The sequence below is a fragment of the Paenibacillus sp. Y412MC10 genome (assembly GCF_000024685.1).
In the GTDB taxonomy this organism is placed as follows: domain Bacteria; phylum Bacillota; class Bacilli; order Paenibacillales; family Paenibacillaceae; genus Paenibacillus_AQ; species Paenibacillus_AQ lautus_A.
In genome coordinates, this window is record NC_013406.1 from 6,569,832 (window position 1) to 6,590,151 (window position 20,320).

A 20,320-nucleotide genomic window follows, 5' to 3' on the forward strand; every position below is an offset into this window, starting at 1 on the left:
TAAATCTCTCCTCAACGTCCTACTCGACTTCCTGCTTGATCTGGCTGCGCAAATATCCGTCGATGAATCCGTCCAAATCTCCGTCCATGACGGCGCCGACATTACCGGTCTCCACTTGCGTCCGATGATCCTTGACCATGCTGTACGGATGGAATACATACGAACGGATCTGGCTGCCCCAAGCAATATCGGACTGCTCGCCGCGGATTTCCGCCAATTCCTTCTGCTGCTCCTCGATTTTGCGTTCGTAGAGCTTGGAACGAAGCATCGTCATCGCCCGCTCGCGGTTCTTGATCTGGGAGCGTTCATTCTGGCACGTCACCACCACGCCGGTTGGCAAGTGCGTAATCCGAACGGCCGAGTCCGTCGTATTGATATGCTGACCGCCGGCGCCGCTCGCCCGGTACGTGTCGATCTTCAAATCCTCGGTACGGATGTCGATCTCCACGTCATCCGTAATTTCCGGTACGACGTCACAAGACACGAAGGACGTATGCCGTCTGCCCGACGAATCGAACGGAGAGATCCGAACCAGTCGATGGACCCCTTTTTCAGCCTTCAAATATCCGTAGGCATTAAAGCCTTTGATCAACAGGGTTACGCTTTTGATTCCCGCTTCATCGCCAGGGAGATAATCCAGCGTCTCCACCTTGAAGCCGCGCTTCTCGGCCCATCGCGTGTACATGCGGTGCAGCATTTGGCCCCAGTCTTGAGATTCGGTACCCCCCGCGCCGGGATGCAGCTCAAGAATCGCATTCATTTTATCGTAAGGCTGGTTCAGCAGCAGCTGAAGCTCAAATTCCTCCACGCGCCCAACCAGGTCCTTGATCGTCTCACCGATCTCTCCCGCAAGGGAGTCATCGCCCTCTTCATCCGCCAGCTCGATCATCACGACGGCATCATCGTAATCCGCCTGCAGCTTCTGATATTGATCCACGGATGACTTCACGGCATTCATCTCGGCGATTAGCGCCTGAGCCTTCTCATTATCGTCCCAGAAATCGGGAGCTGCCATCTTTTCCTCAAAATTCTCAATCATTTCCTGCTTGAGATCTAAGTCAAAGAGACCCCCTAAGATTGGTTAGTTTCTTGCTGATTTCACGCAGGTCCTGCTTCACACTTGGATCGATCATGAGTCCTCGTCCTTTCTTATCTACACGTAATAATTTCAGTATACCCTCTCCTCCATGGAAAACGTTCCATTTCAAGAGAAATTTACGTTGCCGTACCAGGAATTTCGCTGTTTATTCAGATAAACTCCCTTAAGCGCGGCAGTGGTATTCGGATCACCGTGGAAAAGACCACCGTCACCCGGTTCATCTGTCGCTCTTAAGGGAGCCAGAAAAATCCGCGCCCATCACCTGGACGGGCTATTCTATACGATTCATCGCATTTGGGCCGAATCGCTTACGCGTTCTGTCCATGGCAATGCTTGTACTTCTTGCCGCTGCCGCAAGGGCATGGATCGTTCCGGCCGATCTGTTCAGCCACCTGCACTGGGCGCTTCTCGGCAGGTTCGCTGCTGCTGTTCGTGGAGACTTTGTTCTCGTCCACGACCGCTTGACGCTCCTGGTTCGTTGCGATTTGAGCCTTCATGATGTAGGTCGCCACTTCTTCCTGGATCGTAGCGATCATCGCATTAAACATTTCGAAGCCTTCGAATTGGTATTCACGAAGCGGATCGGTACCGCCGTATGCACGGAGGTGGATACCTTGACGCAGCTGGTCCATCGCATCGATGTGATCCATCCACTTGCTGTCTACCGCACGCAGCACGATAACCTTCTCGAACTCGCGTACCATTTCTTCGCCGATGGCTTGCTCGCGCTCTTCGTATTTCTTCATCACGCGATCGAAGAGATACTCCGTAAGCTCTTCGGCTTCTTTGCCCCACAGATCCTCGCGGGTAACGGCACCCTCGTCCAGCAGCTTGCTGTTCACGTAGTCTGCCACTTCCTGCAGTTCCCAGTTCTCCGGAATGTCATCGCTGCAGTGAGCCTGCACGACGCGGTCAATGACCGGCTTGATCATCTCTACAACGATTTGCTTGATGTCTTGGGATTCCAAGATCTCGCGGCGCTGCTTGTAGATGATTTCGCGCTGCTGGTTCATGACGTCATCGTATTGGAGAACGACTTTACGCATGTCGAAGTTGTTGCCTTCTACCCGCTTCTGCGCGGATTCAACCGCACGGGTAATCATTTTGCTCTCGATCGGCTGATCTTCTTCAAAACCAAGACGCTCCATCATGTTCAGCACGTTGTCCGTACCAAAACGCTTCATCAGCTCATCGCCGAGGGACAGGTAGAACTGGGTAGAACCCGGGTCACCCTGACGACCGGCACGGCCGCGCAGCTGGTTATCGATCCGGCGCGATTCGTGACGCTCCGTACCGATAATGTGAAGTCCGCCAATATCCTGTACGCCTTCGCCAAGCAAAATATCCGTACCGCGTCCCGCCATGTTCGTCGCGATCGTTACCGATCCCGGCTGTCCGGCGCGCGAGATGATTTCCGCTTCCTCCGCATGATACTTCGCGTTCAGAACTTTATGCTGAACGCCTTTGCGTTTCAGCATTTCAGACAAACGCTCGGAGTTCTCGATGGACACCGTACCCACCAGAATCGGCTGGTTCTTTTTATGGCGTTCCACGATCTCGGCTACTACCGCCTTAAACTTGCCTTCTTCGCTCTTGTAAACCACATCCGGCATGTCGACACGCTGATTCGGTTTGTTCGTAGGAATTTGAAGCACTTCAAGACCGTAAATCTTCTTGAATTCTTCTTCCTCCGTCTTCGCCGTACCGGTCATGCCCGCCAGCTTGCGATACATCCGGAAGTAGTTCTGGAAGGTAATCGTTGCAAGAGTCATGCTCTCGTTCTGAACCTCAATGCCTTCCTTCGCTTCGATCGCCTGGTGGAGACCGTCGCTGTAGCGGCGTCCAGCCATCAGACGACCCGTAAATTCGTCAACGATGACCACTTCGTCGTCGGTAACAACATAATCCACATCGCGGCGCATGATCACGTTCGCTTTCAGCGCTTGTACAATGTGGTGGTTTAATGTTACGTGATTGTGGTCATACAGGTTTTCGATCCCGAAGGAACGCTCCGCAAGCGCCACGCCTTTCTCCGTCAAGGCTACGGATTTGACCTTAATGTCTACCGTATAATCCTCTTCTGCCGTCAGACGCTTCACGAACCGGTCGGCTGCAAAATACAGCTCGGTCGATTTCTGAGCTTGTCCCGAGATGATGAGCGGCGTACGCGCTTCGTCAACCAGAATCGAATCCACTTCATCAATGATACAGAAATAAAGCGGACGCTGAACCATCTGCTCTTTGTAGAGGACCATGTTGTCCCGCAGATAGTCAAAGCCGAACTCATTGTTCGTTCCATACGTAATATCGCAAGCATAGGCCTGCTGTTTATCCGGGTGCTCCATGCCGCTCAGGTTAACCCCGACCGTCATTCCCAGGAAGTTATATATTTGCGCCATCTCTTGGCTGTCACGTTGTGCCAGATAATCATTGACCGTTACAACGTGAACCCCTTTGCCAAGCAGGGCATTTAAGTAAACCGGTAGCGTACCTACAAGGGTCTTACCTTCACCGGTCTTCATCTCTGCAATTCTGCCTTCGTGGAGGGCCATCCCCCCGATCAACTGCACGTCATAGTGACGTTTGCCAAGCGTCCGTCTGGAAGCCTCGCGGACTGTCGCAAACGCTTCGGGAAGCAATTCCTCCAGCGTCTCACCTTTCTCGATCCGCGCACGGAACTCCTCGGTTTTGGCTTGCAGCTGCTCATCGGAGAGCTTCTCAAAATCCGGTTCCATTTTGTTGATTACATCGACCGTCTTCATGAGACGTTTGACATCACGCTCGTTGGTGTCGCCGAAAATCTTTTTGACAAGTCCTAGCATGGTTAACCCCTTTCGTGCAAAACAAGTGATAGAATCAACTTCATTAAATGCCAAAGGGTTAAATGATGAAATCGATTCATTGATTCCTTATGATGGTCCCATTTCATGCAGGCTAAAAAGCCCGTCCCATAAAATGAGGGTTTGCATAAATTGTAACAGTTTGTAAGGGATGCCGCAACAATATGTGCTATTACAAGAGGTGTCTGTTACGCGAAGCCTTACTGTATGAGACGCAGAGAAGCCCAAAAAAGTTGCGTGGAGCATTTCCTCGGCGCGCAGCAATGGAATTATCTTCATCCCCGAAATGAAATTCTACATCTAATGAGGAAGGAAAATCGATGTCCATTGTACGGAGTAAACAGAGGATGAAGCCTGGAGCCATCGACTGGAGCTATCGCTGAATTATCGGCTAAATGGGCTTTAATCCACCTATAGAGGAAGTTCCTAACCGTGGTTGTGTCTGGTGCTGTTTAAGGCGGCCCCCGTAGTCCACTAAATACCCTTTCATCTAAAAAAAGGTTGCACTATTCAGCATACTCCGATGGGGTTACCATCAAATGCCATCCTTTTTACGATCCTTACGCGTCTCGAAGCCTTATATCCAAATAAAGAGCCCCACCCGCTTGCACGGATGAAGGCTCATCTTACATTTCGATTTCATTTTAAAATTCGAACCGGGCCAGTTGCCTCCGCATTCCCTTAGGAATGCTGCCGCTTAAAACTCAGTCCCGCTCGATCAATCCGTACTTGCCGTCATCACGTTTGTAGACGACATTTACTTCTTGTGTGTCAATGTTGGAAAATACAAAGAAATTATGGCCTACCATGTTCATCTGCAGGATCGCTTCTTCCACGTCCATCGGCTTCATGGTAAAACGTTTCGTACGGACGACTTCGTATTCGTCCTCGTCATACTCCACTTGCTCTGCATCCACCTGACTGGTAGCCGCTGCGCCGTTCTCCGCAATGAGCGTCTTCAGTCCGCCCTCTTGCTTGATCTTGCGGTTCAGCTTGGTTTTGTGCTTGCGAATCTGACGTTCCAACTTGTCCACAACGGCGTCAATGGAAGCGTACATATCATCGCTTCGGTCTTCCGCACGAAGTACCACACCGGTAAGCGGAATGGTCACTTCCACCGTGTGCAATCCTCGAATGACACTCAGGGTGACGTATCCTTCGGAGGTGGGGGGTGCATCAAAATACTTATCTAGCCTGCTGAGTTTCTTGTCAACATAGTCTTTCAAAGCATCGGTCACTTCAATTTGTTGACCTCGGATAGTGAATTGCATTGGGCACTCCTCCTTTGCACCCTCATTATACCATTTTGTTATGGCTATGTAAAAAGACAGAATTGTGAATTTCAGCACAATATTTTTCGGAGGTCGGATACAAAAAAAAGACCCCGGAAGTTCCGGAGTCTTGGGCTAGCGAATCTCCAATTGTTAACCATCGATTACCGTTTATGTAGGTCGGCTATGCCGGGATGATTATAATTTGATTACGTTAGCTGCTTGCGGGCCACGAGCGCCTTCAACGATCTCGAATTCTACGGATTGTCCTTCTTCCAGAGTCTTGAAGCCCTCGGATTGGATCGCGGAGAAATGTACGAATACGTCGCCGCCGTCCTCAGTCTCGATGAAGCCATAACCTTTCTCTGCGTTGAACCATTTCACTTTACCTTGCATGCACTAACATTCCCTTCATTGTCAAATAAAGTGTGACACTAATTGTCCACATTTCCGACTATAGCACCCGACTTATCCAGTGTCAATTACCAAGGAAAAGGTTTTCTTTTGCAGAAAACCGGGAAAAATGTCGACTTGGCTTCACGACTGAGTTGGCGAGCGCAAATAGTCTGCGGACAAAATATGTTTATCGTTATTTAACCAGGGAGGGAGGGGGTGAAACAACTAATTGCCAATAAATCTGGTAAAGGAATCAAGCTATGGTTCGCACGCCACCGACCATCATCTGCCACTGAAAATCCGTCTCCTGGAAAAAGGAACATTCTTCAAGGAAATTGAAGAGTCTGTACCTTTTTTGCTGTATAATCAAGATATCCTGAAAAGCAAGTGAGAGCGGATGAAACGATGACTATATCTACGTCTCATCCGCTACCATCCTTTCCGCAAGCAAATCGGTGCTAAAATTTTCGGAACCTGTGCAATCCCGGATTTAGTTTAATGCTGCATTAGTTTGTTGAGAATACTCGCTTATGTTCCACCTTAAAATCGTGGAACGTGACTACTTAAATGTAACTTAAGTTTTTAAAAGTATTTTGGAGGAAATGACCTCCCCGAAAGAATGTTTGACTTAAGACCATAGAAATATAGCTCAACAGGAGGATATATGGAGAATTTGATTTCATTGTGCATGATCGTAAAAGACGAGGAAGAGGTGATTTCACGCTGTTTAGATAGCGTGCAAGGACTTGTCGATGAGATCATCATTATTGATACCGGTTCCGTTGATAATACAAAGACAGTCGCTCGAAGGTATACTAACCATGTCTATGACTTTGAATGGATCAACGATTTTTCTGCCGCCAGAAATGAATCATTACGTAATGCCACCGGAAAATGGATATTGGTACTAGATGCAGATGAATACATGAACTCATCCGATATCGAGGGATTAATAACCGACCTGCGGGCAACGCCCACTGACAAGGATTCTCTTAAGTCATTCATGCTGCCTATCCATAATTTTACCGGACAAACCGTTGATCCCTCCAGAGTAATGATCTCGCAAGGGGCTCGAATATTCGAGAATCAAAAAGGGATATACTACAGCAACCCTATTCACGAGCAACTCACCTCGGATCACCGTAAAATTACATTTAATAATCTCCCTTATCCGATCTTTCACGACGGATACACAGAAATACGAGTGGAGAATCACAACAAGACAGAGCGCAACCTGTCCATTCTAGAGTCTATGAAGACAGAAGAAAAACTTCGCGATCCTTACTTTTGTTTTATATTGGGAAATGCCTGTACGAGCGACAATCAACTGGAAAGAGCCATCCAGCTTTATCGAACAAGTATTGCTTCGAGCGCTCCTAGTCATTCATGGTATGTCCATCTGCTAGATAGCTTAATTTCCACTGAAATAAAATTAAATAATTATGTCGAGGCATACCATCTCATTCTACAGGCAATGACAGAATACCCCGAAATTTCCGATTATTATTGCCATCTTGGTATTCTTTACGAACAATTCGGGATGTTTCAACAAGCTATCCATAATTTCGAACAAGCTTTAACCCTCGCCGAAATGGCTGTCCGTCAAAATCGTCCCTATTGGAATGTTCAACCTTCCTACGGTTCTTCAGTTCCGCTGCAAATGTTGTTCAATTTGCATGTTCAATTAGGAAACAAGACGGACGCTGTTCGATACGGTGTCCAATTGCTTCAAATTCAGCCTAAAAACTATACGATTCTGCAACAAATATGGGAGCTGCTTATCCAGGCTGAGCAAGACGAAGAAGCCATTATCCGATTGTTTCAAATGGTTTATCCTAATCCTACAGCCATTGAATACGCCGCCTTATTTCTCGTTGCACTACGAACCGGCTCTCGATCGCTAAGTTCATATTATCATAAGAAACTGGTAATAGATGTTTCTCCTAATGATGCTTTGGCCTATCATTTACTACAACATGAAGAAAAACCGTTCAAACTTACGATTGAAATGAAGTTAGATGCTTCCATCGCCTTAATGGCCGCCGTTCTATATAATGATCCACAATATTTAACAGCTATTACTGAATACCGGGAGTCTGCACTAGAGCTTTGGAGCCATCACAATGCGCTTCTAGCAAGTCCGGATATTCCTCCTCAATTAACGGATGCCGCATCCGAGTTGCTTGCTAAGACACTTTTCATTTTATTAAGATATTCATATAACGACATTTATTTTCACTGGCTTCAATCGATGGCAACCGCAGATACAATTAATATACTTGCTAATCTAATGTACGAATATGGCTACTATGAACCAGCAGTTGAATTGTATGCGATTCTATTGGATAACGAGGCATTATCAAACAAAAGTATGGTTAATATTGGACAATGGCATTTTATCAGTAATAATTCTGATGATGGCTATTTGTTCGTAAATACTGCGTTTGATCATGAAGAAGATTTATCTATAATTGGCTGGGTTTTTAACTATTGTTCCAAAAACCAATATGAACAGTTTCTTAAACGATATCTCGAAACTTTTCCTAACTTTAATCTTCCATTCTTGATACAACCAGCAAAGAATTTATAGTACCACCGAACAAAGAAGATCGGGTTGAGGTATTTACCTCAACCCGATCTTCTTGTGTTGTACGTTATTAATTATAAGTATAAGTTACGGTATTGCTCTCGAGCGTGTCTGGATTTACAACCTTCACTAAAACTTCACCTGTGTTGCCGGTTGGTACTGTAACTCGAATTGTAGTCGAACTCGTGTATACGACAGTAGTCGCTTCTACAGATCCGAAATACACTTTTGGTTTATTCTTAAAGTATGTTCCATAAATGTATACGACGTTGCCTGCTTTGCCTGTTACAGAAGAGAGACTAGTAATAACTGGAGCAGCTGCGGCCGGAAGATCAGTATAAGTAAATGCAAAAGTAGCTGATTGCCCACTCGACAAGCTCACAACTAATGGCACTTGTCCCACCGTTGAGCTAGCCGGCACTGTCACTCTTAAACTAGTTGAGTTAACATAAGCAGTGGTTGCGTTGACGCCATTAATACTTACGGCAGCGGATGTATCGAAATTGTTGCCGTTAACATAGATAGTCGCCCCGCCTGCACGGCTTGCACTTGCAGGAGAAATGCTAGTGATCTCAGGCAAGATTGGTAAGTACTCAAATCCGCCTGCCAATGTTTCCGTTCCGCCATCCTTATTCGTAACAGTAACATCAACAACTCCAGTCAATGCTGTCGCCGGGACTACTATTTTAAGCTGGCCCGAATTAATATAAGTTACGCTAGCATTTATACCGCCAAGGGTTACAGTTGCGCCACCACTAAAATTCTCACCGTCGATATAAGCTATATAACCACCTTTGATGGATCCTTGATTAGGGGTCACAGCTGTAATATGAGGTTCAGAGATGATCGGCATCGTATATTCATAACCCTCTGGTAATAATGCAGCTTGATCATTATTCGATACTATAATATCAACCTTCCCTGCCGTTGCAACAGCTGGTACAGTTAGGCGGAGGGTCGTTGAATTCACATAAGTCGCATTGACTTCCTTTGTACCAAACGTAACTTTAGTTACGCCATTTACGAAATTGGTGCCGTTAACATATACCGTATTCCCGCCTGTTATTAAACCAGTGTTCGGTGTTACTGATGTGATCGTAGGTGTCGGATATTCAATTGCGGTATAAGTATAGCTTTGTGATTTTGTGTACACTGCTCCTTCAGCAGTACGAACGGAAACATCTACTGTTCCTGCTGCATCGCCTGCCGGAACAGTCACTCTCAATTGAGTTGCCGATATATAAGAGGTTGATGCATCTTTTGAACCAATAACAACTTTCATACCGCTTTTAAAGTTTTTGCCGTTCACATAAATCGTATTTCCACCTGTTACCACACCATTGTCAGGTGATATCGAAACGATTTCCGGATCTGTTGATGGCGGAGCATCATAGGTAAATCCTCCTGTCACAGTAACGGTAGTTCCATCCGGATTCGTAAGCGTAACGTCAACTGGACCAGCCTCTGCGCCAATCGGCGATTTGACAGAAATTTGATCGGATCCATAATAATAGAAGAGTGGAGCCGTTTTATCGCCAAATTTCACAGTCAGGCCACTCATGAAATACTGTCCCTTAATCGAAACGATCGTTCCACCTACAAGCGGTCCATTAGCGGGAGTTATAGAAGTAATAATCGGATCAGTCTTATATTGATATTGCGCTTTCGCAACTTGATTATCCGGGTTTGTTACACTTACATCTACCATCCCTTGCTTCCCTGCAGGCACAGTTGCCGTAATTTCAGTGCTGCTGACAAAAGCTACATTTGTAGCAGCAGTAGAGCCAAATTTCACTGTTGCTCCAGACACGAAATTTTGACCTGTAATGGTAACTGTCTCACCGCCGTTCGGATGTCCGAAAGGTTCTGTTACAGCGGTTATTACTGGGGCTGGCAGTTTAACCGTAATATTAACGCTTGGAATGCTCTTCGTCCGGTTAGCTCCAGCATAATCTTTGTAAGTGATACTTGAGGTATTCAACGAAGCCGGGAAAGTGCCCGCTTTCATTTTATCGACTGGACGGATCTTGTACTTGAATGTTAATGCGCTATTTTTCAATTCATTGAATTTCCATGTCAATGTATTGCCTGTCACCGTAGGTTTGGGAATATTATCCTCGAAGGATCCAGGTACAATCTCAAAATCGTTACCAACTATATCTGTCACAGTAACATCATAAGCGCTCGCCATGCCAATTTCTTTAACGATAGCTGCATAAATCTGGTTAAGTCCTTTTGAACCAAGAACAAAGTGATGATGAGTTGCCGTTGTAGCCATATTTTTCATAAGGACGTTCGGAGCACTAGTAATAGGATCTTCGTTAGGATTCAGAAGAGCAATTGTATAGAATATAACCCCTGCATCCTTTGCAGCTTGTGCCCTCTGAAGCGCGTAATCAAACGGATCCGTGTTCTTCGGCGATTCCGTCGCCGCTCCATCCGTCATCAGTACAATTACCGGCTGAGCTTCTGTACGGTGGTCAGCCAGCAATGCGACCGCTGCATCGATTGCATTCCCTGTAGCGGTTCCTCCCCCAGAATTAATTGTATTAATATAGGATTTGGCTGCATCTTTATCCACCGTGAATGGAAATGAACTTGCGGAGGAGGAGAAATCAACAACCGCTACTCTATGCTTAGTCATATCCATCAGATCGACGAACCCTTTTGCCGCTTCTTTAGCATTCGTCATTTTGTCTTCCCCATTATTAGGGCCATACGTCGGGGCCATACTGCCCGATTTGTCAATAATAAGTACAACGTCATTAGGCATGACTACATTAGCAGGCGGAGTTCCTGTAATGTTGAGTGCAATTTCCGTTTCCTCTTGTGTTGTGATTTTTGTTGGATTTGCTGATTTGGTAACCGATACATAATCATTGATCGCAGCCTCCCCTTGTTGCGGAGCGGCGATTAATCCATATAACGCGAACCACACAGCGAAGATGATCGTGAAGCATTGTTTAAACTTCTTCATAGGCGTTTTCTCCTCTATTTAAAAAAGTAATAGCAAAAGGTTCGATGTTTACTTATTGCTGGCTATCGATAAAGTATCCCACATGCTGCCTATATTCGCCAAGATAAGTATTTTTAGACTTTCGACTCTCATTAATTCGGTTTAGTTCCATTCTCGCTGCCTGTCGTTTCTGCGCGAAGGCTTCATTATTCATCTTCTCTAATTCGATGCATTCCAGTAGAATGCTCTTATCTGACTCCGTATATGAGAAGCCTTTCATTTGAGACAACTGATCGATCTGCTCTCTTAGTTGGGCTTGATCATATTGAAGAGAATGAAGCGATTCATAGTCCGCTTCATTCTCTAGATCCAAATCGCTTATCGCTCGAGTTATGTCCCTTAATTCCAACAACAAATTCTCCGCGGCGCTCGATTTCATTGAACTCCCACCTGCTCGCCATTCGAAATTAATTTCAGGGCTTCAGCCCAAGTATCTCGAAGCTCGGTAAGAAGTTGGATGCAATCCTCTGCCGATTTAACGTCAAGCTTGACATTCGCTTCGAATAGTTTCTCATTGATATAGGTGTATAAGCTGTACAACTGCTTCGATATTTCATACTCCATGTTTAGAGTCGATTGAAGTTCATCTATAATGTTTTGCGCTTTCACGAAATTCAAGTGCTTCCCTTCCATATCATGAATCTCTATACTCTGAACAGCCAACTTTAAATACTTTATACAACCGGTATAGAGCATTAATGTGAGTTGACCCGGCGACGAAGTTTGAATTTTCGTATGCAGATAGTTGTATTGTGCCTGTAAGTTAATTTTTCTCACCTTTTTTCGTCAATGATTGCCCCAACTGAAAGCTCCTTCAATTTCTCAACAAGATCGATAAACTTCTCAGAAGGTATTTCGTGAATGACCTCTTTGTTCTTGTCCAAAATTTGGACAATTACTTGATTCGTACTTTCATGCACTTTGAATTGAAACGAGTGTTCGGTACCTTGAGCTGCCCGGTTTGCTTTGTCAATCGCATTAACGAGGGCTTGCTCACTAACCGACAAAATGGTGTTCTTGCTCTTTGACTTCAACTCTTGATACTCTCCACTAACACGAACAATTGGAACAGTTTCTTTTATCTTTGATGACTGAACTGGCTGCGCATGAGTTGTTATCTCCATTCCCTCACAGCCTTCCTTTTATGCAAATTGTTGTGCTAACCAACTAGACTGAGCATTGCTTTGCGATATCGCCTTTTCCATTGCAGCGAACATTTGATAGTAGCGATCTTCACGTTTATTAAGTTGTTCGTTTTTACGCTCGACTTGGTTATCAATTTTGTTCATTTGAGAAATCAATCCCATGCTAGTTACATTACCACCGCTTATCTTCCTCGTAACAGAGGCGACCGCTGTGTTCATTGCATCATATGCACGTTGAAATATCCCTTTTCCTTGAGGATCAGTACCTTGTGCCGAGAACAGAGAAATAACCGCTTCCGGGTTCTTCTCTACCGCTTCGCGCAGTTTGTTCTCGTCTAGGATTAGCTTACTATTCGTTTCTGATGATGCACCAACAATGTACTTAGGCGTTGTAATTCCGATCTCACTCAATGTATCAAATTCAGGATCAACTCCCGATACTACCGCCGAAGTCAAACCTTTCAAATCACTTAATGCACTTTTCAAAGCATCATCTTTACGCAGGATCCCGCTCTTTGCTTTGGTTTCCCAGTTTTTAATATCCGTTTCGCTTAACGCCGCCTTCTCTTCGGAAGTGAGCGGTTGAAAACCACGGTTCACTTTTTCTGTCAATGCCCCGCTAATGGATGAAATCGTGTCGTTATATTTGCTTACAAAGTCTTTGGCCTTGGCAATGATCTCATCCGTACTTAAACGTACCGTATTGCCATTTCCGTCAGATTTATTCCATCCACCAGAAAACCGCAAAGAAGATACCGATTCGCGCAAGGTAGAGAACTGTAAATTGAAGCTGGTATACTTCTCCACCTTCCACTCCATCGTCTGCTTCTTCTGTAATAGTTTGTTAACAGGGATTCGTTCAGCCTTCATGAGCTCTTTAATCATTGTATCGGTGTCTAGTCCTGAAGCTATTCCGCTAAGGCGTATTGGCATATGTATACCCCCTCTTGTTTATTGAATTGACCTCTAACTCTATATATCGAATGAACTTACTATAAAATTTAGATTTGCATAAAATATATCTGTTCTATTTATGTTCAGCCTCTTACAGAAAAAGAGGTCCACAAATCTCGTGGACCTCTTCCGGTATCAAGCAGAATCTTAACGAAGCAATTGCAATACGCCTTGCGGTGCTTGATTCGCTTGTGCCAGCATTGCCGTGGAAGCTTGTTGCAGGATGTTGAATTTCGTATACTTCATCATCTCTGCAGCCATATCCGTATCACGAACACGCGATTCTGCAGCTTGCAGGTTCTCGGCATTAACGCTTGTGTTGTTGAATGCATGCTCCAGACGGTTCTGGTAAGCCCCCAGCGTGGAACGAGCTGTGTTAACTGCTGTGATCGCAGCATCTACTACTCCACGTTCAGTTGCACCAGTCGCTTGGTCAGTAATGGTACCGAAAGTAAGGGCAGTAAGGTCAATACCAGACAAATCAAGAACGATTGCATCTGCGTCACTGCCAGCGCTTTGAATCGTAACATTACCAGCAGATCCGTCAAGCAGCGTAATTCCGTTGAACGAGAAGTTCGTCGCATTGCGGTTAATCTCTTCGCCTAATGCTGCATACTCAAGTTGAATAGCTGCGATATCATCGGTGCTATACGTTCCGTTGGACGCTTGAGTAGCAAGTTCCTTCATACGAGTCAGCATGTCGGAAACCTCGTTCATCGCGCCCTCAGCCGCTTGAACCATCGAAATACCGTCTTGCGTATTACGCATACCTTGATTCATGCCTTTGATTTGCGCACGCATTGTTTCAGAAATCGAAAGACCTGCAGCGTCGTCAGCAGCACGGTTAATACGGAAACCGGAAGACAATTTCTCACTGGACTTACCTTGTTGAATGTTGTTGAAGGACAGGTTGCGGTGAGAGTTCATCGCGTTAAGATTGTGGTTGATAATCATTGATTATTCCTCCTTGAAATATGGATTTCACATCCTTGTGAATTGGGCTTTTCGCCCTACAATATTTATCGGAGCTTTCTTTGGAATGTTTATAGCAAATTTCAGATTTTTTATTGTTTTTTTATTGTTTTTAATAAATTTACGTTTTTCACAGTTGCACTGGCTTCTAAATTGGTAGCCTGGACCTCTTCAGCAAGCTCTTTTCTCAAAATAGAGACTTCCGCTGGCGCGCTGATCCCTAACTTTACGCTTTCTCCATCAATGGAGGAGACAAAAATTTCAATCTCATTGTTTATTAAAATGGTTTGCCCACGCTTTCGGGAAAGTACCAGCATTATTTTTCTCCCCCTTCTCCTTGATCATCCGCGAACAATGGACTGTTCGTCTTGTACGCTGTTTGTTCATGAAACACATGCTGTAAACCGACTCTTCTGGAAACATTAATTATGAGAGGAGCCATTAGATTTATTGTAGACGCTTGCTGGGGATCCCGGATAGTAACAATAGATAACACTAAAATTTCTTCAGGTCTTTCTGTATTCAATCTTTTCTTTAACAAATCACTTAACTGTAATTCATAGTTTTTATACCATTGAAATGGGGGCGTGACAAGAAAAGATAATTCCGGATTTTCAATGCTATTTAAATAGGCAAACGGCGTTTCTTCCACTGCTTCCATGACAAAAGTGTCCAATTCATCAAACCCTAGGATGCTTCCTTGGAAGGAAACTTGAATCCCGTTAAACTGACTAAGCATTTGATCGCCTCCTATAAAAAAAGCTACAGCCTATAAGCTATAGCTTTATTTTAACTATAAAAGTCATACTCATTCACCCACATACTCAGTGAATTTTTGTTTCTCATATAAATATTAGCAACAGCCGCTTCAAAGGATGCTTGGGGACGTTGCGGCGTATATTCAATTTGCGTAACTTGATCGCTCCATTGAACATCCAGTTCAGTTGGAGCGTAATGAACGTCAACATTTGCAACAGAAGCTTGCCCATTATACTCAATGGTTGACTTCTCTTGGATTCGGTCTGCCATCATATCAGCAATCCTACTTCCCGGTTTTGTAAATTGGGCTAATCGGTTCCCTTCCTCCACAATTCGTGACACGTTGGTAAGGTACTCCTGATCCATCTGACTAAATACCATATTGCACCAGTCAAAATGATTCCCTTTCCCTAAAGCCATCCAGGCTTTTGAACTATCCACCGTCAACTTCGCTGGAGTACGTTGAATGTCCATTTTTGCCGTTTCTGTCTCGATCTTCAAATCGCCGGGGGGAGACTCGATACTTAACTTCGCTTTACTCGTCTCTATACCGATGGAAGCATAGGTTTGGCGAATTGAAAGCCTTAATAAATCCATCTTCCTACCCCCGTTTCTCTATATAATAATATTATTACCGAAGATAGTCTAGCAAGCTTATCTGCATGATCTTCGCGCTAGTTGCTAGTGATGCTTGATACACGCTTTCATCTTGCTTAAGCTTCATAATTGTTTCAGCGTAATCAGCATCTTCTACCTTTGCTTGCATAGCGGTTAGATTTATCTCCAGATCGCCTAATCGATTGAAAATAAGGTCCACCCTGTTTGTCTTGGCTCCAATCTCTGATCTCGCCTCGTTAATCTTTGATAAGCGGCTGGATAAGTTATCCAATTCTGTTCGAGCGGCAGCTTTATCATCGATAGTTAATGCAGCTTGAACTCTATTCAAAATACTGAATAGATTATCTGGGTCTGATGGTTCCCCAAATACATCCTGACCTGTAACGTTAATATTTAAGGTTGCCCCTTCTGTAAACTTATATGTGATTCCATGAAGATCTGTACCCTGAGTAGGTGCTAGAACTTTGTCGTATGGCGCTTGATCAGTTAACTGGCCATTAAAGATATACTTATCGTTAAATTTACTATTGCCTAATGAAATGAGTTGCTCGTAAATTTGTTTCAGTTCAATGTTAATTGCATCTAATCCCTCTTGGGGATTAGTTCCATTGACAGCATTAACAATTAATTCATTGGCCCTTTGAGAAATCTCATTAACTTGACCGATCACCGTATCCGTATATTCCAGCCAAGAAAGTGCCGTGTCCGCATTTTTCTGATATTGATCATTAAACGATAACTCGCTCCGATATCTTAATGAATATGTAATCCCTACAGGATCGTCAGACGGCTTATTTAGCTTCATGCCTGTAGAAAGCACATTCATATTGCCGTCCATTCTCACTAAATTCGTATTAATATTTCGGATCATTTGCAGGTTCATCATACCTGGTGTAACGCGTAAAGCCATGAACTATCGCCTCCTCTATCTACCTACAACGCCCATGCTGTTAATGATTTTATCCAGGTTTTGATCCACAGTGGTCATAAAACGGGAAGCAGCTCCATAAGAGTGCTGCAACTTGATCAGGTTCGACATTTCTTCATCCAAAGAAACTCCGCTTACCGATTGTCTTCTGGAATCAACCTGATCTACTAGCAGCTGGTTATTATCTTGTTGTCTTAAGGCTTCCCGGCTCTGTACGCCTAATTGCCCCATAACAGCCCGGTAGTAATCGTCTACGGTACCTGTCGTTATACCATTGTTACTTGCTATGGCGTTAAATGTAAACGGCCTTTCTCTGAGCTGAGACATCAATAAAGCAAGCGTATTATTACCTTTCACTACTTCATCCCCATTAGTGCCCGCAACAACTCGCAGTGAGGAAGCAATTTTATTAGGATCCTGGACAATGGCATTATTAACGCTAAACGAGGCAGCCGTGATAGGCCCACCATCCTTCGAGCTAAAGAAGTCTCCGGCAGCCTGAGCGGGTGAAGTAAATAGATACCCAAGTTTATGAAGTCCATTCAAGCCTTTGACAGTTACTGTCGTATCCGCGGTTAATGTTCTTGTAGTCCCGCTATAGGTTACACCATTTAATACGGTTCCTTCAGGAAGTACCGAACCTGCTGGAATCGTAATGCTTACATCCCCGTTAGCTATCGTATTGGCCAGCTCGTTCAATTGGTCCAAGTAATCCTTTACGATACCGTCCCTGGATTTAATGATGCCGAAAAGTTCCCCACTATTCAGAGTATTACCGGCATATGCGGTCTCTAGTTGAGCAGGGGTAACGGGAACAGCTGCATCCCCTGCAACAAGTTCAAGTCCCCCAACGGTAACCCGATAGCCCGTCTCTTCCTCTACCACAGTGACGTTAGCCATGCGAGAAAGCTCGTCGATAATGAGGTCTCTTTGATCCCTAAGATCATTGGCATTATCACGAAAACCTTCAATGCGGTTAATCTCATAATTCAGCTGCGCCACTTGAGTGGTCAGGGTATTAATATGATCTGCATTTACAGCAATCCCTTGGGTTAGATCAGCCTGCATATCCGTAATTTTCTTGCTGGTTTCGTTAAAAGCTTCTGCCATCGCCAAAGCATTTTCCCTGACAATCTTTCTTGAAGTTACGTTCTCAGGGTCTTTACTGAATTCAGACCAAGCCTTCCAAAAGTTATCAATAACCGTTGTTAACCCAGACTCAGAAGGTTCGTTAAAAATCGTTTCCAGTTTAGAGAGCGTTCCTGCTTGTACTTCCCAATCACCAAGAGAGCGATTGGCGTTCCAGTATTGTTGATCCAAAAACTGATCTCTTACACGTTTGATATAATTAACTTCGACACCTGTGCCCAGCTGGCCAGGAGATATCTGATTATACATCCCTGGCATAGCCAGCGGACGTGAAGCGATCAAGCCTACAACTTGCCGTGAGTACCCCGGAGTGCTGGCATTTGCTATGTTATGACCGGTCGTGTTCATACCTGCCATCTGAGCAAAGAGACTGCGCTTCGCGGTTTCAATCCCGTGAAATGTAGATACCATGTGTTCTCTCCTTAATAAGTGCCACGCTACGCTTTGGCATCAAAAAAATTGTTTTTATTCGAAAGAGCCGGTGGAGTGTCCGTAGGCTTCTTATAGATCATTTCCTCATCCACACCAACGATTATATTTAAAGAGAAGTCAATAAAATGCAGAGACTGCTCAAGCAACTGGGTCGTTAATTCATTCTGCCTTTTTAATATCATGGCGTTACTCAGCAAGCTATCACGGATTTGCATAAGCTCTTGCTTTTCGTTCGGATCAAATACAAGCCGCGATAGCTCGGTTACGCTTAGACTCAATTGGGAACGTATTCCCTTTTCCTGCAAGAAAAAATTCACTTGCTCCACGCGTTGCTGTTCCAGTTCGTTCATCTGTCTTAACAACCGATTTTCAATCGTCATCAGCCGAGTCAAGTTCGACGAATCATTATCAATGATTGCCTGTTGTTTCTCTTTACCAACGTCTATCATTTCAAGATGGACATCATTTAACTTCGTCATTGCTAGAATGACATTCTGTACACTCACTTGGACTCACCTGATTTATTGTAGGATTGAAAATACGGGAGTAATTTGTCTGCCAAACGATCAACCGGCACTTCATATGTGCCGTTGGTTACAGCTTCCTTCAAACGCTGGATTTTCTCCGCGCGTTCCGGATCCTGTACTTTACTCTGTGCACTCAGTTCCATCGCCTCCGGGGAGATTGATACTTCATCCTTGCGGCGTTTCTTCTTATCGATATGCTGCATCTCCCGAGATTCAATATTCCGTTGATACGAATTGATGCCGTTCACACGTCCCGATTCGTTAATCTTCACGCCCTATTCACCTCACTTAAAATAAAAGACCGATAAGCTTTACTAAGTTTATCGGCCGGATATGAAACATTGTTAATAGTTCAAAAGTTAGTATTTGCGCAGTTTATCGACTGCACTATAAGTCTCTCTGTCTTTGCGGGACCCAGGCTGATGTTCCTGGTCGCCAGCAGCCGCCTGCCTTAGCTCCCTCGTTAATCGGGTCCGGCATGACTCGCACATATTGCTCTCGCGAATCAACGTTCCGCACACTTCGCAAGGATACGCCAGGTTCGGCGCGTTCGCAATCGAGATCCGGCCTTCCTTGATAAACTTCGTAATCTGTCGCACGGATACTTCCGTAGCCTCAGATACCTCATGGATGGTTGCGCCTTTTTGCTCACGCAGGAAGGTTGCGCATTTCTCGTATTCCTTCTCAATCACTTTCATGCATTCGGGACACATTTCCCGAATATTCACCGTATATAACTTGCCGCACCGAGGGCAATTCCCCAAATTCATGCTCAACAACCTCCATGCCACATAGAACCTTTGATACCCCTAGATTACATTATCTGAGGGCTTACGTCTATCATTCGAAAGGAGAATCCACATATTTTTCCTATTTCGGTTGTTTATGAGCGGGCCCAGGTTAAACTATGAATCTCGATGGGCATTTCCAAGAAGGATTCATATCCTCGCAAAACCTGCGCGCAAGCGTTAATCGTACTCCCGGTGGTATAGATATCATCGACGAGTAATATACGAAGAGGCCCTATGATCGGTAATATCTCCTCTGGAGAACCGATATTCGCTGCGCCCCGCTTACTTATAGACCACAACACTTCAGGTGCGTGCTGTAACGCGCCAAAAACACCCTCCATATCCTTTAGCCGGTCCACCCGGCTCTTAAAACTCTGTTTATTCGTGTGACGGTTACGTTCCAGCAGCGGAGCATAAGGAGTTTTAATACTAGCGGCAAGCCCCATAGCCAGCACTTCCGCTTGATTGAACCCCCTCTCCCGCAGCCTTTCCTGGCTAACCGGAACCGAAGTAACCGCATGTATGCTCCAGGTTACACTACGAGCGTTCCGCAAACGATGATCAAGCATATAGACGTTCGCCTCTCGATGGAACATCGTATAGGCTCGCAGCAGCATCTCGACCAAAAGAGGCGCGTACCGCTCATTCCCCCTATATTTATACTGGGCCAGCCACTCCCTCATCTGCGCGTCATAGGTTACCGCACTCCGATTCAAAACAAAGCTCCGATTGTTCACGCCTAATCGAGTACAGTCAGGACAACCGATTCCCCGCCCGCATCGCAAGCATCGGGGTTTGAAAATCCATGGGATCTGCCGATAACAAGCATGGCATAT

Annotated in this window: 20 protein-coding genes; 1 reads left to right on the forward strand and 19 read right to left on the reverse strand. The window is 45.0% G+C overall.

Annotation, left to right across the window (positions count from 1 at the left end; all coding sequences use genetic code 11):
- Window positions 1-19: 19 nt before the first annotated feature.
- The 4 genes from prfB to GYMC10_RS29110 form a co-directional block, all read right to left on the reverse strand.
- Window positions 20-1,133, reverse strand: a protein-coding gene (gene prfB, locus GYMC10_RS29095) for a peptide chain release factor 2 (RefSeq protein ID WP_096775885.1) whose coding sequence is annotated in 2 segments (ribosomal slippage) — window positions 20-1,060 and window positions 1,062-1,133 — 1,113 coding nt in all. Because the reading frame shifts where the segments join, the coding sequence is not laid out codon by codon here.
- Window positions 1,134-1,407: 274 nt separating this feature from the next.
- Window positions 1,408-3,921, reverse strand: a complete 2,514-nt coding sequence (gene secA, locus GYMC10_RS29100) for a preprotein translocase subunit SecA (RefSeq protein ID WP_015737709.1) — start codon at window positions 3,919-3,921, stop codon at window positions 1,408-1,410.
- A 722-nt stretch (window positions 3,922-4,643) separates the two neighbouring features.
- On the reverse strand, window positions 4,644-5,210 hold the full coding sequence (gene hpf, locus GYMC10_RS29105; RefSeq protein WP_009594286.1) for a ribosome hibernation-promoting factor, HPF/YfiA family: 567 nt from the start codon (window positions 5,208-5,210) through the stop codon (window positions 4,644-4,646).
- 198 nt (window positions 5,211-5,408) lie between these two features.
- On the reverse strand, window positions 5,409-5,606 hold the full coding sequence (locus GYMC10_RS29110) for a cold shock domain-containing protein (protein ID WP_009594275.1): 198 nt from the start codon (window positions 5,604-5,606) through the stop codon (window positions 5,409-5,411).
- A 664-nt stretch (window positions 5,607-6,270) separates the two neighbouring features.
- Here GYMC10_RS29110 and GYMC10_RS31660 point away from each other — a divergent pair.
- On the forward strand, window positions 6,271-8,196 hold the full coding sequence (locus GYMC10_RS31660; RefSeq protein WP_015737711.1) for a glycosyltransferase: 1,926 nt from the start codon (window positions 6,271-6,273) through the stop codon (window positions 8,194-8,196).
- A 67-nt stretch (window positions 8,197-8,263) separates the two neighbouring features.
- Here GYMC10_RS31660 and GYMC10_RS29120 read toward each other — a convergent pair whose 3' ends face one another.
- The 15 genes from GYMC10_RS29120 to GYMC10_RS29190 all read right to left on the reverse strand — a co-directional run bounded on the left by GYMC10_RS29120 (window position 8,264) and on the right by GYMC10_RS29190 (window position 20,200).
- The gene (locus GYMC10_RS29120) at window positions 8,264-11,170 is read right to left on the reverse strand and encodes an IPT/TIG domain-containing protein (RefSeq protein WP_015737712.1); all 2,907 of its coding nucleotides are present in this window, start codon (window positions 11,168-11,170) and stop codon (window positions 8,264-8,266) included.
- 52 nt (window positions 11,171-11,222) lie between these two features.
- A complete protein-coding gene (locus GYMC10_RS29125; protein WP_015737713.1) occupies window positions 11,223-11,588 on the reverse strand; it encodes a hypothetical protein in 366 nt (121 codons plus the stop codon).
- Window positions 11,585-11,986, reverse strand: a complete 402-nt coding sequence (gene fliS / locus GYMC10_RS29130) for a flagellar export chaperone FliS (protein WP_015737714.1) — start codon at window positions 11,984-11,986, stop codon at window positions 11,585-11,587. The genes GYMC10_RS29125 and fliS overlap by 4 nt, the downstream gene beginning before the upstream one ends.
- On the reverse strand, window positions 11,983-12,333 hold the full coding sequence (locus tag GYMC10_RS29135) for a flagellar protein FlaG (RefSeq protein ID WP_015737715.1): 351 nt from the start codon (window positions 12,331-12,333) through the stop codon (window positions 11,983-11,985). The genes fliS and GYMC10_RS29135 overlap by 4 nt, the downstream gene beginning before the upstream one ends.
- Before the next feature lie 18 nt (window positions 12,334-12,351).
- Window positions 12,352-13,287, reverse strand: coding sequence for a flagellar filament capping protein FliD (gene fliD, locus GYMC10_RS29140; protein WP_015737716.1), 936 nt, complete (start codon window positions 13,285-13,287; stop codon window positions 12,352-12,354).
- A 168-nt stretch (window positions 13,288-13,455) separates the two neighbouring features.
- Window positions 13,456-14,262: a flagellin gene (locus tag GYMC10_RS29145; protein ID WP_015737717.1), complete on the reverse strand. Its 807-nt coding sequence runs from the start codon at window positions 14,260-14,262 to the stop codon at window positions 13,456-13,458.
- 110 nt (window positions 14,263-14,372) lie between these two features.
- Window positions 14,373-14,597: a carbon storage regulator CsrA gene (gene csrA / locus GYMC10_RS29150; protein WP_015737718.1), complete on the reverse strand. Its 225-nt coding sequence runs from the start codon at window positions 14,595-14,597 to the stop codon at window positions 14,373-14,375.
- On the reverse strand, window positions 14,597-15,019 hold the full coding sequence (locus tag GYMC10_RS29155) for a flagellar assembly protein FliW (protein WP_015737719.1): 423 nt from the start codon (window positions 15,017-15,019) through the stop codon (window positions 14,597-14,599). The genes csrA and GYMC10_RS29155 overlap by 1 nt, the downstream gene beginning before the upstream one ends.
- Before the next feature lie 50 nt (window positions 15,020-15,069).
- On the reverse strand, window positions 15,070-15,636 hold the full coding sequence (locus GYMC10_RS29160) for a DUF6470 family protein (RefSeq protein WP_015737720.1): 567 nt from the start codon (window positions 15,634-15,636) through the stop codon (window positions 15,070-15,072).
- Between the two features lie 34 nt (window positions 15,637-15,670).
- Window positions 15,671-16,567: a flagellar hook-associated protein FlgL gene (flgL, locus tag GYMC10_RS29165; RefSeq protein WP_015737721.1), complete on the reverse strand. Its 897-nt coding sequence runs from the start codon at window positions 16,565-16,567 to the stop codon at window positions 15,671-15,673.
- A 15-nt stretch (window positions 16,568-16,582) separates the two neighbouring features.
- Entirely contained in the window at window positions 16,583-18,145 is a 1,563-nt protein-coding gene (gene flgK / locus GYMC10_RS29170; protein WP_015737722.1) for a flagellar hook-associated protein FlgK, read from the reverse strand.
- Window positions 18,146-18,171: 26 nt separating this feature from the next.
- Entirely contained in the window at window positions 18,172-18,672 is a 501-nt protein-coding gene (locus tag GYMC10_RS29175; protein WP_015737723.1) for a flagellar protein FlgN, read from the reverse strand.
- The gene (flgM, locus tag GYMC10_RS29180; RefSeq protein ID WP_015737724.1) at window positions 18,669-18,965 is read right to left on the reverse strand and encodes a flagellar biosynthesis anti-sigma factor FlgM; all 297 of its coding nucleotides are present in this window, start codon (window positions 18,963-18,965) and stop codon (window positions 18,669-18,671) included. Before flgM ends, GYMC10_RS29175 begins: the two co-directional genes overlap by 4 nt.
- An 87-nt stretch (window positions 18,966-19,052) precedes the next feature.
- Window positions 19,053-19,463, reverse strand: a complete 411-nt coding sequence (locus GYMC10_RS29185; protein WP_009594229.1) for a TIGR03826 family flagellar region protein — start codon at window positions 19,461-19,463, stop codon at window positions 19,053-19,055.
- Between the two features lie 113 nt (window positions 19,464-19,576).
- Window positions 19,577-20,200, reverse strand: a complete 624-nt coding sequence (locus GYMC10_RS29190; RefSeq protein ID WP_235201624.1) for a ComF family protein — start codon at window positions 20,198-20,200, stop codon at window positions 19,577-19,579.
- Window positions 20,201-20,320 lie beyond the last annotated feature (120 nt).